Source organism: Stappia sp. P2PMeth1, assembly GCF_900185735.1.
Taxonomy (GTDB): domain Bacteria; phylum Pseudomonadota; class Alphaproteobacteria; order Rhizobiales; family Stappiaceae; genus Stappia.
Genome location: NZ_FYAW01000014.1, coordinates 20,128 through 35,169 on the forward strand (window position 1 = coordinate 20,128; position 15,042 = coordinate 35,169).

Here is a 15,042-nt window from a genome sequence, read left to right on the forward strand (position 1 = left end):
GCCCGGACAAGGGGAACGACGCCTGCGTCAAAGACACGATCCGGACAGCGGTTTTCGGGAGACGGATGGCCGCGATCTTGCGGCAAGGCCCGGCCTTGCGGCCGTTCGGGCTTGCATTCGTTCCCTACGCCGGCATGACCCGGATCAGGTTCAGTGGGTTGACGCGTTGCGCGTCTCTCAGCCGGTCAGGGCACCCCAACGAATTTTGCGGCACGATAGGAGGGAAGGACGGGGACGTCAAGCGGGCTCGAACGACGCGGAAATGGCATCGCAAACCGCTACGGCAGTTGTATATTCAAGGCGGATATACAATAGTGTCTCCTGGCGAGACCATCTGCCGGAGGCTTCGATGCCGCTCTACATTCGCGATGACGGTGTTGCCGCCCTTGCCGAGGAACTGGCGAAACTGACCAACGCCCCGAGCAAGACGGAAGCCGTTCGAACCGCCCTGCGCCACGAAATCGCCAGGCGGCGCAAGTCCGTGCCGCTGGCCGAAAGACTGGCGGAGCTGCAGGACCGGGCGAGCCGGCTGGGATTGCCCAATCCCGACTTCGACATGAAACGCTTCAGCGACGAGATGTGGGACGAGGACTGATGTTCGTCGACGCATCGGCCATCGTCGCCGTCCTCAACCAGGAGACCGGCTGGGAGCGGATTGCCCAGCGCATGGCCGACAGTCCGAGCCTGTTGCTGGCCTCCCCGCTCGTGCGGTTCGAGGCGGTTCTCGCGCTGGCGCGCGCCGCATCACGCGACAGAGGCGTCCAGCAGCGCTCCGATGCCGAAATGATCGCCGCCGCGCGGGACCTTGTCGGCGACTTCCTGTCCGAAATCGGAGCAACCGAGGTTCCCATCACCCGCGAGATCGGAGAAGCGGCCCTTCTGGCGGCTGCGGCCTATGGAAAGGTGGTCGGCCATCCGGCAGCCCTCAACTTCGGCGACTGCTTCTCGCATGCCTGCGCCAGGGTCCACGGCACTGCCCTGCTCTACAAGGGTGAAGACTTTGCCCGAACCGATCTCGCCTGACCGGACCTCGCCTACCGCTCGCGCAGGGCGTGGGCGATCTGGTCGGTGACCGGGCGCACCAGATAGGAGAGGATCGTGCGCTCCTCGGTGGTGATGAAGGCTTCCGCCGGCATGCCGGGCACCAGCAGCCCGCCGTCGAGACGCGACAGTTCCTCGTCCGGAATGACCAGACGGACGATGTAATAGCGCGCGCCGGTGACGGCATCGCGGGCAAGGTCGGCGGAAATGGTGCGCACATGGGCGGCGAGTTCCGGCGTCGTGCGCTGGTCGAAGCCGGGGAAGCGGACGCGCGCCTGTTGTCCCGGCACGATCTGCGCGATGTCGCGCGGCTGCACCTGCGCCTCGATCACCAGAAGATCGCCCTGCGGCACGATCAACATCAGGGTCTCGCCGGAGGCGACGACGCCGCCGACCGTGTGCACGGCCAACTGGTGCACCGTCCCGGCATGCGGACTGCGGATCTCGACGCGGCGAAGCTGGTCCTCGGCGGCGATCTTCTGCTCCTCCAGCCGGGCGATGCGGGCGCGGGTGTCCTGCAACTGCTCCAGCACTTCGGCGCGGGACTGCTCGTCGATCTGCAGCATCAGGATGCGCCGCTCGCTGATCGCCTCGTTGACCTCGGCGATCTTGGCGACGAGCCCGCCATGCTCGCCCTGGAGGCGGGTGCGGTCCCGCTGCAGGGCGGTGACGCGGGCGCGGGCGACGAGACGCTTTTCGAGCAAGGCGGTGAGATCGACCAGTTCGTCCTCGATCAGGGCAATCTCCTCACCCTTGGCGGAAAGCTGCGAGTCCAGCCCCTCGATCTGGCTGCGATACTGGACGATCTGCTCGGCGAGCTGATCCTTGCGGCCGGCGATGGAGTTGCGCCGCGCCTGCATCAGGCTCGTCTGGCTCTCCTCGACCAGAGCCAACTGGTCGTCGTCGGCAAGGCCGCGGGCGCGCTCGTTGAAGGTGGCGACGTCAAGTCCGTCGCGCTCGGCGACAAGGCGGGCTTCCTGGGCATAGAGGTCGACGAGCTGGCGGGAGACCACGGCGAGATTGGCGCGGGTCACCGTGTCGTCGAGGCGCACGAGCAGGTCGCCGGCGGCGACGCGGTCGCCGTTCTCCACGGCGATCTCGCGGACGATCCCGCCTTCCTGGTGCTGGATGCGGCGGACATTGCTCTCCACCACGACGGTGGCGGGCGCGACCACCGCTCCGGAAATCCGCGCCAGCGCCGCAAAGCCGCCGAAGCCGCCGACCAGCAGCACCGAGACCAGCAGCGCGGCCAGCAGATGGCGGCGCACGCTGCGGGTCAACTGGCGATCGACCGCGGAGGCGGTGCCTGACGCACCGTTTGCCGTCCTGTCTGCCGCCCTGTCCATCGGGTGGGTCATCTCACGCCACCCCCGACTGCGGCACCGGGGCGACGACGCGCTTCAGCACCTCCTCCTTCGGCCCGAACGCGGCCATGCGCCCGTCGCGCAGGCACAGGACCTTGTCGACGGCGGCAATGGCGCTCGGCCGATGGGCGATCACCACGACGATGCAACCGGCGGCGCGGATCTCGCGGATGGCTCTGGTCAACGCCGCTTCGCCGTCGGAATCGAGATTGGAGTTCGGCTCGTCCAGAACCACCAGGAAGGGTTTGCGGAACAGGGCGCGGGCCAGCGCGATGCGCTGCTGCTGCCCGCCCGACAGCATCATGCCTTCCGAGCCGATCAGCGTGTTGTAGCCCTCCGGCAGGCCGGTGACGAAGTCGTGGATGTCGGCCATGCGCGCGGCCTCGATCACCGCCTCGGCCTCCACGTCGGGCTCGAAGCGGGCGATGTTCTCCGTCACCGTGCCGTCGAAGAGCTGCACGTCCTGCGGCAGGTAGCCGACGATGCGGCCACGGCGGGCCGGCGGCCATTGCGACAGTTCCGCGCCGTCGAGGCGCACCGCCCCGTGCAGCGGCGGCGCCAGGCCGACCAGGGCGCGGGCGAGCGTCGACTTGCCCGAACCGGAGGGGCCGATGATGCCGAGGCCGTCGCCGGCGGCAAGCTCGAAGGCAACCCCCTGCACCACCGGCCGGTTCATGCCGGCGGGGCCGCAGGCCAGGTGCTCGACAGTGAGTCCGCGCTGCGGCAGGGGCAGTTCCAGGCGCTCCATGTCGGCGTCGGCGAGCTTGGCGAAGACCTCGCGCAGGCGCCGGCGGCCGAGACGGGCGGCGGCGAAGGATCGCCAGTGGGCGACCGCCTGTTCCACCGGCGCCAGCGCACGGGAGGTGAGGATCGACCCGGCGATGACGACGCCCGGCGACACCTCGTGCAGGATGGCGAGCCAGGCGCCGAGGCCGAGCACCGCCGACTGCAACAGGAAGCGCACGGTCTTGATGGCAGTGGCGAAGAAGCCGGACCAGTCCTGCGCCCGGCGCTGTACGTCCAGGAAGGCCTCGTTCTCGCGCTCCCAGCGCTGCATCAGGGCGCCTTCCATCGCCATGGCGCCGAGCGCCTCGGCGTTGCGGCGGCCGGCTTCTTCCACCGCGGCGCGGCGGCTGGAGGCCCGCGCCGCCTCCGAGACCGGCTTGCGCGAGGTCGCCTCGTTGAGGCCGATCAGGATGCAGATCAGCACCGCGCCGCCGATGGCGAGCCAGCCAAGCAGCGGATGGAACAGAAAGAGCAGGGCGAAATAGACCGGCATCCACGGCAGGTCGAAGATCGCCGACGGGCCGGGGCCGGACATGAAGGTACGGACCGCGTCGAGATCCTGCACCGGTCGCAGCTTTGCCGCGCCCGCGCCCAGGCGCAGCGGCAGCCGGCTGGAGACGATGAAGGCGAGGCCCGACAACCGCGCGTCGATGCGCTGGCCGATGCGCGAGAGGATGCGCGAGCGCAGGCCCTCAAGCAGGCCGAAGACCGTATAGAGCACGAGGGCGAAGCCGCTGATCACCAGGAGCGTTGGAACCGACCCGCTGGCCAGGACCCGGTCATAGACCTGCAGCATGTAGAGCGGGCCGGTCAGCATCAGCAGATTGACCAGCAGGCTGACCAGCGCGACACCGAACAGCGCGGAGCGCACCGCGCGGAAGACCCCGTCCACCGCCGTAGGGCCCGCAAGGGAATCCGTCCTCGATGTGTCCTTGCGCAAGTCTCAGTCCCGACCGCTGTGCATCACCTGATATCCGCTTGCCACGGCATCCTGCGGAAAACTAGCATTTTTCGCTGGCCCTGGGGCGATTAACGCGGTGCTCGGCAGGGATGCGCGGCACTCCGGCCACCGTCAAACCCGCCGCACGGCGCAGAGGACCGCTTCCTGCGCCTGTGTCGCCTCCGCCAGTTCCCCCGCGATCGTCTCGCGCATGTGGCCGGCAATGGACCGGATATCGGCGTCGGAAAAGGCCTTGGGGCGGTAGAGGAACCGCAGCACGCAGCCGTCGCTATAGGTGCGGGCGAAGACCAGCGCCTCATGCGGCAGCGAGGCCCGGACGACCTGCGGGATCGCGTCGAGGGACAGGCCGGCCGGCATCGCCTCGCTGACGTCATAGCCGTCGAGCGCGAAGCTGATACCGGTGACCGGGTGGAGATGCGCGTCGTCCGGCTCGCCGATCAGGCGGGCAAGGTCGCGGAAGCAGACATCCTGGTGCTCGCGGGCGGCCTCCAGCAGACGCGACAGGCCGGCGACGATGGCCGGCGTGCTCTGATCCGCCCCGTCGATCCGCAGCGGCACGGCGCTGAACAGCAGGCCCAGCGTGTCCAGCAGTTCCGGGCGGTAGCGCCCATGGGTCGTCACCCGGATGATCAGGTCCGAAACACCGCAATGGGCGGCCATCGCCCGGTAGAAATGCGCCATCAGATAGGGAAAGACGCTGGCATTGAGCGCCCGGGCATGGGCCAGCAGCGCGTCGTGATCGACGCCGAGCGGCACGGTGAGCATGCGCGCCGAAAGGTTCTTCCGATCGAGGCCGGAGACGAAGCGCGGCATCGGCGGCGCGCCCGCGATCTGCGCCTGCCAGAAGGCGGTGGCGCGGGCGCGGCTGTCGCCGGTCTCGGCGGCAAGGACCGAGCGGAACGACCCGCGCACCGGCACCGGCGCGCCGGCCAGCGCGTCCTCGATGTCGCGGCGGATATATTCGCGCGACATGCCGTCACTGATGAGATGGTGCATGGACAGGATGAGGCGGCCGGCATCCGACGGGCTGGTCAGCAGCAGGATCCGAAAGGGCCGCTCGCCGCCGAGATCGAAGGTCCGCTCGCCGAAGGCGGTGGAAAGCCGGTCGAACTCGGCATCGTTTGCCTCGATCTCCTCGAAGTCCGCAGGACCGAAGCCGTTCGAGACCATGGTCTGCAGCAGCGTCTCGCCGTCGCGGCGGAAGCGCAGGTGGAAGCAGTCGTTGAGCTCGATCAGCCGCAGCAGGACGCGCTTCAACCGCTCGGCCTCGGCGGCGCGGAACGGCATCTGCAGGATCATGTTGATGGCCGCGCCGAAAATGTCCTTGCAGAAGATGTCGAAGATCGTCTGCTGGCGGCTGGTGAGCGGCCGATAATCCTCTTCCGCCGCGTCCGGCAAGGCGGGGGCGCCGGTCGCATTCCCGTTGTCCGCAGTCTGGCGGAGCTGCCCGCCATTTCCGAGAAACCATGCGGCGATGGCCCGCGGCGTGCCGGCCTCGTAGAAGCGCGGCTGAGGAATGGCGATGCCGAACGCGGTTTCCAGTTGCAGGGCGATCAGGCCGAACATCAGCGAATTGCCGCCAAGGCCGATGAAATCCGTATCGAGGCCGCAGGGCCGGCGCAGCACCTGCGAGATCACCTGCTGAACGTGACGCTCCGCCGGGTCGCCCTCACCCGTCTCGGCAAGGCCCGTCTGTTCCTCGGCAAGCGCCGCAGCCGCCTGCGCCGAGAGGGCTGCGCGGTCGACCTTGCCGTTCAAGGTGACGGGGAAACTCTCGATCCGCCGGTAAAGCGAGGGCATCACCGCCGGATGCAGGGCATCGGAGAGCCGCTCCCGCAGGGCCGGTTGCACGTCCGGCGCGCCTTGCCAGAACAGGGCGAGCGTCTCGCCCGGCACCTCGGGCGGCGACAGCTTGACGGCAACCGCGCGCGTGACGCCCGCGCAAGCCTCGGCAAGGCGTTCCACCTCGCCGGCCTCGATGCGGATGCCGTTGACCTTCATCTGGGTGTCGAGGCGGCCGAGCAGGAAGAGATCGTCTCCGATAACCTCGCCCCGGTCTCCCGTGCGATAGGCGTACCAGCCGGGCCGGGCTTGCGGGAACGGATCGCCGCTGCCGTCGCGGCGCCGGTAGCCGTTGGTCAGGTAGGGCGAAGCCAGCACGATCTCGCCGTTCTCGGCAAGGTCGAAGGAGACGTCCTCGCCGATGGGACGGCCGACCGGATAGAGCGCGCCGCGCGTCGGGCAGCCTTCGTCGATCAGGCGACAGAACTTCGCCATCGTGCCTTCCGAAGGGCCGTAGAGATTGTAGATGCGTCCGGCATAGCGGCGACGCAGAGCGGCAACGAGCGGCACCTTCAAAGGTTCGCCGGCAAAGAACATGGCGCGGACGTCGAGCTGCGGCAGATCGCCGGAGGTCAGCCAGGCGGAGACGATGGAGGGCACCACATGGGCGATATCGATCCCCTGCGCCGCCAGCCAGTGCCAGCCGGAAGCGATGTTGAACCCGGCCTCGACATCCGGAATGACCAGCGTGCCGCCGGTCACCAGCGGCAGCAAGAGGTCGCGATACATCACGTCGAAGGAGAGCGGCGTCAGCCAGGACACCCGCGGCGCCACGCAGAAACTGCCGACGAGGCCCGACTGCCAGGCCATGAAATGGTCGATGCCCTCCATCGTGCCCTCGATGGCCTTGGGTTCGCCAGTGGTGCCGGAGGTGAAGGCGATATAGGCGGCCTGGCGCGCGGCGCGCGGCGTGATGCCGCTTGAGGGATCCGGCAGCGGCACCTTGCCGTCGAGCTCCGCGACAATGCCGGCAATCTCCCGCTGGTCGCTCAAGCTGCCGCACCAGTCGAGTAGCGCCTGCTGGCGGGCGAGCGGCAGGCGCTCGTCGACGGGCACGGCGACATCGCCCGAGGCCATTGCGGCGAGAAGGCCGACGCCCGCCTCGATCGACGGGCGGCCGTTGATCCCGACAAGCCCGGGAGCGGAGCGGGCAAGGCCCTGGCGGCCGGCCCTGCGGATCGCCTCGTGCAGGCCGGCATAGGTCAGTCGGCGCGGCCCCTCCTCCATCGCGACGCGGTCGCCCTGATCGAAGGCCAGTTCCTCGATCCGCCGCAGCACGGACTGTGTCATCAATATCTCCCACAGGGCGAGGCCGACCCACAGCCAGAACGGGACGAACGCAATATGGCCGGCAGCGGCCTGCCCGCTTCCGCCATCCGGACGGATTTGCCTTGAAACGGCATGAGCTTACAGAGTGTCCGCGGTTCGGTGGGACCAGGAAAGGGGTAGCACGACAACGTAGCGATGTAAAATTTGCACTGTGACAACCACGCAGGGAAATCGCGACTGACCGGACGCAAGATGGCGGGCGGCCGAGTACCTGAATACGCATGGCCGCGGGCCGCGCCGGCAATCTCCCAATGCCCTGTCCGGTCGCCCCGCCGGCGGTCGGCTCAGCCCGGGCAATCCGACCGGTCGCGGCACTCGACCTCCCGATGCGCAGGCGCGCGCCGCGAGCCGGCGACCTCGACGCGGCTGCGCACGCTCAGGACGTCGGCCATATGCTTGCCGTCGGTGGCGCGGGTGACACGGCCGCGATGGCGCCACAGCAGATCGTCGCGCTCGAAGTCGACGAGTTCGATGGAGATCGCCTCGCCGGGGTCGATGTTGGCGTGATAGGCGACGCTGCGCCAGCGGGTGATGGCGTTGCGGGCAAAGTCCGGATCGACGTTCCATTCCGCCCGGTCGACGAAGGCCGGCACATTGGCGAAATAGAGAAAGCCGGCGCCGTTGAAATCCTGCGAGGGACAGGGAAAGAAGAGCTGTGGCCGGTGATCGGCAGTGGCCGCAGCCCCGTCGTCCCAGATCCACAGGTTGCCGTCGACGCCCGACAGATCCGGTTTGCTGGCCTGCGAGACCGGCGGCAGACCCTGGATCTCGACCCGAACCACCGAGCGGTTCGAGGTCTGGCCGTTGCGATGCACGAAGACGGAGACCATGCGCACGATGCCGAGCAGCGCCCCGCCGATGCTGAGCCGGTGCTCGCTCTGCACCTGGGTGCGCGACAGGCGGAACAGGCTGGAGCGGATCACCAGCGTGTCGTTCTCCTTGGCAAGGTCGAAACGCGCGCCCTCGATCCGTACCGAGCGGAAGGCGGCATAGACCGTGTGTCCCGCCTCGTCGTAGAAGTCGGGGAAGTCGTGCTCCGCCATGCGCGCAAGCTGGATCCAGTGGCGATGGCCCAGTTCCTTCAGCAACCAGGCCTCCGAAAGCCCGCTGAAGGCCAGATGCGGCATGCCGAGATGGACCCGATGGGTACTCGCCCACCCTGCCGCCCGCTCCCGCTGGGACAGGGCCCCTGGACGGGTTGGGGGATTGTTTCTCTGTTGCAGTGACACGGGACGTGATCCTCCGCGATTTCGAGATCGGACTGTCTCGCCGACCACGGGCGCCGCCTATTCCAGCCGGTCGGTGCCGGTGTCCCTGGCCCAGAGCGGACCGCGGTCGCGGCGCACCTTGCGCATCATCGCGTCGAAGAGCTTGGCGGCGAAGGCATCGCCTGCGATCAGCTCTTCCGCCGCTGCCGCACTGCGGAGCCGCACCTCGTCGGTGAGCGGGGTGTTGGCGCCGGGCAGCATGCCGGCCTGGCACTGGATCTCGGCCGCGCGCTGCGCGTTGTAGAGCAGCCAGAAGGTGCGCGGCACGTCGCGTTCGCCGACCGCGATGCCGTGGTTGCGCAGCACCAGGACGCTCTTGTCGCCGAGGCTCGCGACCATGCGCGGGCGCTCGTCGGCAAAGACCGTCACCCCCTCGAAGGCGTGATACCCGACCCGGCCGAAGAGCTGCGCCCCGTAGAAGTCGTCATAGGTGAAGCCGCCCTCCTTCAGCGCGATGGCCGAGATCGGCGTCGTGTGCGTGTGGGCGATGCAGTGGATGTCGTCGCGCGCCTCGTGGATCGCCCCGTGCAGGGCAAAGCCCGTCCGGTTGGCCGGATAGTCCGACGGCTCGACCAGGTTCCCCTCGACATCGACCTTGACGAGGTTGTCCGGGGTGATCTCCTCGTAGTGCAGGCCAAAGGGATTGACGAGGTAGTGACGATCCGGGCCGGGCACGCGCAGCGAGATGTGGTTGAAGATCATCTCGGTCCAGCCGAGATAGGCGACGAGATGGTAGAACTCGGCAAGCTGCACGCGCAGCCGCCGCTCCTCGGCGGCGATCTCGTCCTGTGCCTCGCCGGACTTGGTGCTGGAAACCGTCTTCAGCATGGCTGTCTCCCGTTCGGATGGGGGCGGGTCCGGCGGACAGGCCACCGGGCCGCAGGCTCTCGTTTCAGTGGGCGTGCTGGATCAAGGCGGTGAGCACGCTGCGGTCGCCGGAAAAACGCTTGCGGCCATGCGCGACGAGGATGTTGTCGAGGACGAGCACGTCGCCCTTCCGCCACTGCACCGGCTTCTCGTTTTCCAGCAGCACGTCATAGATGTGCAGCACGTCCTCGGCCGAGATCTCGCTGCCATCGCCATAGCGCATGTGGTCGAGAAGCTGCGGCGCCTCCTCCAGCGCCCGCGCCAGCCGGTCGGCGGCCTCGGTGCGGCCGTCGAGCCGGGCCCATTTCAGCGCCGAGACGGGCGAGAAGATGTGGACCTGGTTGAACCAGACATCGTCGCCGGAGCGCGGATGCTGCCGGGTGGTCGGACGCACCTCCTGCCAGAGCTGCATCGATCCGTCGTCGAGCCACTCGTAGCGCCAGCCGGACTTGGCGGCGACCTTCTCCGCCTCCTCGCGCCGGTCGGTGGCGAAGACCTCGTGCCAGGTCTTGGGCACGCCCGGCCGGGAGGCGACCTTCTCGGGCAGCGGCAGGTTGCGGCAGAGCTGGACGCCACCATGGGTCTCGAAGCGCTCGCGGACCTTCGGGTCGATCGCCCGGGTGATGGCGCGCATGTCGCCGATGGTGGTCTGGCCGCCCTCTTGCGGCGGACGCTCGCAGAAGAAGGAGATCCGGTCCGGCGAATTGTCCGTGTAGGACATTTCCTGGTGCAGCGGGATCGAGTAGGAGCCGGGGATCTCGGTCGCGGTCATGATGCGGCCGTTGACGACCTTGCGCGGCGAGGTGCCGCCGACATAGTCCATCAGGTCGGGCGCGACCACGTCGAGCACCTTCTGATAGTCGCCGGAGGTGTGGACGCAATCGAACCCGCGCAGCAGGACGCCGCCGTTCTCGTCGAGCTGCGCGGAGATCCGGTCCTTGGCATCGGCCAGATAGGCCGTCAGGTCCGCAAGGCCGACCGGGGCACCGTCCGCGGGCGACCAGACCACGATCGGAATGTCGGGACCGAGAGTGCTTTCAACATGCTGCATGGCGCGAACTCCTGGTTGGGGTGGATCGGAAACTCGCTCTAAGGCTTGACCTGGAAGATCGTGGCGAGCGCGGTCGCCACCAGCTTCTTGCGCGAGCCGGCAAGGGCGTAGACATCGGCGCGGCAGACGGCATGGCGGCCGCCGTAGTGGAGCACCTGGCCGTGGCCGACGAGGGTCTGGCCGACGGCGGGCGCGAACATGTTCAGCTTGTATTCGGAGGTGACGACATCGCCGGCGACGGAGGCGGCCGCCCAGGCGCAGGCGCTGTCGGCCAGGAACCCGATGATCGCGCCGTGGCCGAAGCCGTGATGCTGGGTCAGTTCGCGGCGCATCGGGATGCTGATCTCGACCTCGCCGTGGCGATAGGTGTCGAGGCTCGCCCCGACCCAGATCGCAAACGGCGTCTTGCCGATCACCGCCGCGATCTCCTCGCGCGACATCACCGGCTGCTTGTCTTCGGCCATGGTCCCGTCTCACCTCGCCTGGGTGCGAAGGTCGGGCGCCGCGGGCGGTCCCTCCCCCTCCTTCGCCTTATCGTCAGTTCCTCAGTCGTCGCCGCTCGCCGCCTTCGCGGGCTCCGCCTCGGCAGCCGGCGCCGCCCGCCTCGCCAGGATCGCCAGCGTCTCGTCGAGATAGCGCTTGCGGGTCTCGGCCCGGCGGATCTTGCCGCTCGACGTCTTCGGGATGGAGCCCGGCTCCAGCAGGACGATCTTGTGGAAGGTGACGTCGGCCTCGCGCAGGATCTCCTGGCGGATCGCCCGCGTCGCCGCGTCGATGTCGATCGACTGGCGGTTGCCCATCCGCACTTCCTGGGCGAGCACCAACGTCTGGATGCCGCTGTCGGGGTCCTCGATCGCGAAGGCGGCGCCGGAATTGGTCTTGAGCCCCGGCCAGGCGCGCTCCGCGACATATTCGATGTCCTGCGGATAGACGTTGTGGCCGCGGACGATGATCAGGTCCTTGTGGCGGCCCGTCACATAGAGCTCGCCGTCCAGCACGAAACCGAGATCGCCGGTGCGCAGGTAGCGCTCGCCGTCTTCCTCGCCGGCGATGCGGGCATGGAAGGTGCGCTGCGAGACCTCCTCATTGTCGAAATAGCCGAGCGGCACATGCGGGCCGGCGACCCAGATCTCGCCGATCTCGCCATCGGGCATGGCGTCGAAGGTCTCGGGGTCGACGATGCGCAGCGTCTCGTCGCGCAGCGCCCGGCCGCAGCCGATCGCCTGCGTCTCGTCCTTCTCATCGGTCGGCGCGAGGGCCGAGCCCCGCGCAAGGCCGGCACGGCTGACCGGGCGCAGGATCGGCACCTCGCTGCGGCTGCCGCCGGTGATCAGCAGCGTCGCCTCCGCCATGCCGAAGCAGGGGTAGAAGGTCTGCGGGCGGAAGCCGATGCCGGCAAAGGCCTCGCTGAAACGCTGAAGCGTGCCGGCGCGCACCGGCTCGGCACTGTTGAAGGCGAGCTTCCAGGACGACAGGTCGAGCCTGGCGTCGAGGATCAGGTCACGGCGCTCGATACACAGGTCATAGGCGTAGTTCGGTCCGCCGCTGACCACCGCGCGATAGTCGCTGATCGCCTTCGGCCACAGCCAGGGCCGGTGGGCGAAGAGATTGGGCGACATCAGGATGCAGAACGTGCCGAGATAGAACGGCTCCAGCACGTTCGCGATCAGCCCCATGTCGTGATAGAGCGGCGCCCAGCCGACATAGGTCGGGCTGTCGTCATTGCCGAAGGCCTCGGCCATCATCTCCAGATTGGCGGCAAGATTGGCGTGGCTGACCATGACGCCGCGCGGCACCGAGGTGGAGCCGGACGTGTACTGGATGAAGGCGAGTTCATGCGGCAGCGCCTCATGCGGGTCGGCCGTCGGCGCTGCGCCTGTCTCGTCGAGATCGATGGCGATGAAGGCGGCACCGCGATAGCTCGGCAGCGGGCTGAGCTGGGCATGAACCAGCGAAGCCTGGTCGACGTTGCTGAACACCACGGCGGCGGCCGCGTTCTCGGCGATGGCATGCACGGTGTTGCGCAGGCGCGCGCCCTTCAGCGGCACCATCGGCACCGGCACGACGCCGGCGAAATGGCAGGCGAAGAAGGCGACGACGAAGGCAAGGCCGGTCGGGAACATCAGGATCGCCCGGTCGCCGGGGCGGGTGTGCTGCCGCAGCCGCTGGCCGTAGATGCGCGCCAGCCGGTGCAGTTCGGCGTAGGTGAGCGCCTCCTGCTCGACATTCTCCGGCCCGAGATAGAGGAAGGCCCGGTCGTCGGGCCGCGCGGCCGCATAGGCATCGAGAAGGCCCCACAGGGTGGGAACGCTGATGCTGCTCAGATCCCGGCTCTTGTCGAGCATGGTCTTACCTCCGGAACGGTGATGGGACGGGCGGGCATGCCGGTGGGGTCGAACTCGGCCCAGCGGGCCAGGGTCCTGACAAGGAGTGCCTCGAGGCGGCGCGTCCCGTCGGCATCGAAGAAATGCGCGCCCGGCAGCTCGCCGCAGGTGAAATTGCCGGTGGTGTGGGCCGACCATTCGAGGAGTTCGCGCAGCGACATGATCGGGTCGTCGACGCCCTTCACCGCCAGCATCGGACAATCGAGCGGCGGCTGGCCGGCATAGCGGTAGATGTCGGAGAGCCGCAGGTCGGCGCGGATCACCGGCAGCACCTGGCGCAGCCAGTCCTCCTTGCCGTGCATATGCGCCGGCACGCCGCCGAGGCGATGCAGCGCGGCCACCAACTCGTCGTCGGGCAGGCTGAAGAGCTCGCCATGGCTCAGCTCGCAATGGGGCGCGCGGCGGCTGGCGACGACGAGGCCGGCCGGCATGTCCTCGCCGACCAGCCGCAGGAAGCGGGTCAGTTCGAAGGCGATCAGCGCACCCAAGCTGTGACCGTAGAAGACGAAAGGCCGCCGCGATCCGGCGCGCGATTGCAGGAAATTGCGGACAAGACCGGGAACGAGCCCGCCGGCCCATTTCGGCAGCACGTCGCAGGTCTCCGCCGTGCGGCCGGGAAGCTGCACCCGGTGCAGGGCGACCTCGGCGGGAAACTTCGACTGCCAGGCGGCGAAGGAGTGGCGGCTGCCACCGGCATGGTGGAAGACGTAAAGGTCGACCGCCGCCCGCGCCCGGTCGCTGGCAAAGATCTCCGCCTGCGCGCTCACGCCGTCCCCCGTTGGCTGGAGAAGCGGATGTCGAGGCGCTCAGGGCCACGCAGGATCAGGCTGTTGGCCTGCCAGCGGCGCTCGGGATCGACCCGCTCAAGGTCGCCATAGCCGGCCATCAGCAGCTTGAGGAAGGCGGCGCCCTGGACGCGGGCGAGCAGACCGCCGAGGCAGGAATGCATGCCGAAGCCGAAGCCGATATGGGCGGTGCCCTTGCGGTCGAGACGCAACGCGTCCGCATCCTCGAACACCTCGCCGTCGCGATTGGCCGAGCCGAGGCAGAGCAGGATCTGTTCGCCGGCGGCAATGTCGATACCGCCGACGGTGCAGTCCTCCACCGCAAGGCGCTTGGTGAACTGCAGCGGCGTCTCGTAGCGCGTCACCTCCTCGATCGCCGCCCGGATCGCGGCCTCGTCCTCGCCCAGGGCTTCGAACTGCTCGCGATGGTCGAGAATGGCATCGACGAGGTTGCCGATGAGGCACTGGGTGGTCTCGGTGCCGGCGACGAAGGACATCACGCAGGCGAAGGCGATCTCCTCCTCGGTGAGGCCGGCGCCGTCGACCTGCGCCTCGCACAGGCGGGCGATGATCGTGTCCTTGCCCGACTTGCGGATGCGGGCCGCGTGCTCGGCGAAATAGCCGGTCAGCTCGCGCATGCTGCTGGCCGCTTTCTGGAAGGCGGCGCGGTTCATCATGCCGGGGTCGAGCAGGTAGCGCACGGCATGGACCTTCTCGGCAATGCCGGGGCGGGCCGCCTCCTCGACCGCCATCCAGTCGCACAGCACGTCGATCGGCAGCGGCGCGGCGATATCGGCCATGATATCGCAGCCGCCGCGCGCGGCATGGGCGGCGAGCAGCCGCTCGATCCGCTCTGTCAGGACCGGCAGGAGAGCGGCGATCGCCTCGTTGGAATAGGCCTGGTTGACCAGCCGGCGCAGTCGCATGTGCTCCGGATTGTCGGTGAAGACGATGGAGGTCTGCAGGAAGCGCAGCATCTGCCCGTAGTCGTCGAACCGCAGCCGGGCGGCCTGCTTGACCACCGTGTCGGGGATCAGGCGGACACTGAACTTGCGGCTGCGCATGACGGCGAGCACATCCTCATAGCGCGACAGGACCAAGGTGCCCTTGGTGCGCAGCACCGGCGCCTCGCGGCGCAGCCGCGCATAGACAGGATAGGGGTCGGCGCGGAACGCCGGATCGAGCGGGTTGAAGACGATGTCCTGGCCGGCCGGCGCGCGGGCAGCGGCGCTGCCTGCACGGGGATCTGCTGCTGGGGCGGTGACGGTCATGACGCTGTTCCCTGATCCTGGACACGGGCAAGACGGAGACAAGGCGGGGGCGTCCGGCGGCACGGCTGGTGCCGCCGGTGGTGATGCCGATGC

The 15,042-nt window shown here is 68.5% G+C and carries 12 protein-coding genes and 1 riboswitch; of the genes, 2 read left to right on the forward strand and 10 right to left on the reverse strand.

Annotated features, from left to right (window positions below; genetic code table 11):
- Window positions 1-104 precede the first annotated feature (104 nt).
- Window positions 105-208, reverse strand: a riboswitch (TPP riboswitch).
- Window positions 209-349: 141 nt separating this feature from the next.
- Both P2PM1_RS06980 and P2PM1_RS06985 read left to right on the forward strand, forming a co-directional pair.
- Window positions 350-595: a type II toxin-antitoxin system VapB family antitoxin gene (locus tag P2PM1_RS06980; RefSeq protein ID WP_186387472.1), complete on the forward strand. Its 246-nt coding sequence runs from the start codon at window positions 350-352 to the stop codon at window positions 593-595.
- Window positions 592-1,023: a type II toxin-antitoxin system VapC family toxin gene (locus P2PM1_RS06985; RefSeq protein ID WP_208985212.1), complete on the forward strand. Its 432-nt coding sequence runs from the start codon at window positions 592-594 to the stop codon at window positions 1,021-1,023. The genes P2PM1_RS06980 and P2PM1_RS06985 overlap by 4 nt, the downstream gene beginning before the upstream one ends.
- Window positions 1,024-1,034: 11 nt before the next feature.
- Here P2PM1_RS06985 and P2PM1_RS06990 read toward each other — a convergent pair whose 3' ends face one another.
- The 10 genes from P2PM1_RS06990 to P2PM1_RS07035 form a co-directional block, all read right to left on the reverse strand.
- The gene (locus tag P2PM1_RS06990) at window positions 1,035-2,399 is read right to left on the reverse strand and encodes an HlyD family type I secretion periplasmic adaptor subunit (RefSeq protein ID WP_208985207.1); all 1,365 of its coding nucleotides are present in this window, start codon (window positions 2,397-2,399) and stop codon (window positions 1,035-1,037) included.
- 1 nt (window position 2,400) lies between these two features.
- Complete coding sequence (locus tag P2PM1_RS06995) at window positions 2,401-4,131, reverse strand: type I secretion system permease/ATPase (protein ID WP_256376454.1); 1,731 nt, start codon at window positions 4,129-4,131, stop codon at window positions 2,401-2,403.
- Between the two features lie 132 nt (window positions 4,132-4,263).
- Window positions 4,264-7,284, reverse strand: a complete 3,021-nt coding sequence (locus tag P2PM1_RS07000) for an AMP-binding protein (protein ID WP_186398627.1) — start codon at window positions 7,282-7,284, stop codon at window positions 4,264-4,266.
- A gap of 323 nt (window positions 7,285-7,607) precedes the next feature.
- Window positions 7,608-8,600, reverse strand: a complete 993-nt coding sequence (locus tag P2PM1_RS07005; protein WP_371636472.1) for a Pnap_2097 family protein — start codon at window positions 8,598-8,600, stop codon at window positions 7,608-7,610.
- Window positions 8,601-8,609: 9 nt separating this feature from the next.
- Complete coding sequence (locus P2PM1_RS07010) at window positions 8,610-9,419, reverse strand: class II aldolase/adducin family protein (RefSeq protein ID WP_186398628.1); 810 nt, start codon at window positions 9,417-9,419, stop codon at window positions 8,610-8,612.
- Between the two features lie 64 nt (window positions 9,420-9,483).
- A complete protein-coding gene (locus P2PM1_RS07015; RefSeq protein ID WP_186398629.1) occupies window positions 9,484-10,509 on the reverse strand; it encodes a TauD/TfdA family dioxygenase in 1,026 nt (341 codons plus the stop codon).
- Window positions 10,510-10,547: 38 nt separating this feature from the next.
- Complete coding sequence (locus P2PM1_RS07020; RefSeq protein ID WP_186398630.1) at window positions 10,548-10,973, reverse strand: PaaI family thioesterase; 426 nt, start codon at window positions 10,971-10,973, stop codon at window positions 10,548-10,550.
- 81 nt (window positions 10,974-11,054) lie between these two features.
- Window positions 11,055-12,854 carry a fatty acyl-AMP ligase gene (locus P2PM1_RS07025; RefSeq protein ID WP_186398631.1) on the reverse strand — a complete coding sequence of 600 codons (1,800 nt, stop codon included), beginning with the start codon at window positions 12,852-12,854 and terminating at the stop codon, window positions 11,055-11,057.
- A complete protein-coding gene (locus tag P2PM1_RS07030; RefSeq protein ID WP_186398632.1) occupies window positions 12,830-13,660 on the reverse strand; it encodes a thioesterase II family protein in 831 nt (276 codons plus the stop codon). The genes P2PM1_RS07025 and P2PM1_RS07030 overlap by 25 nt, the downstream gene beginning before the upstream one ends.
- Window positions 13,657-14,949 carry a cytochrome P450 gene (locus tag P2PM1_RS07035; protein ID WP_186396163.1) on the reverse strand — a complete coding sequence of 431 codons (1,293 nt, stop codon included), beginning with the start codon at window positions 14,947-14,949 and terminating at the stop codon, window positions 13,657-13,659. Before P2PM1_RS07035 ends, P2PM1_RS07030 begins: the two co-directional genes overlap by 4 nt.
- Window positions 14,950-15,042 lie beyond the last annotated feature (93 nt).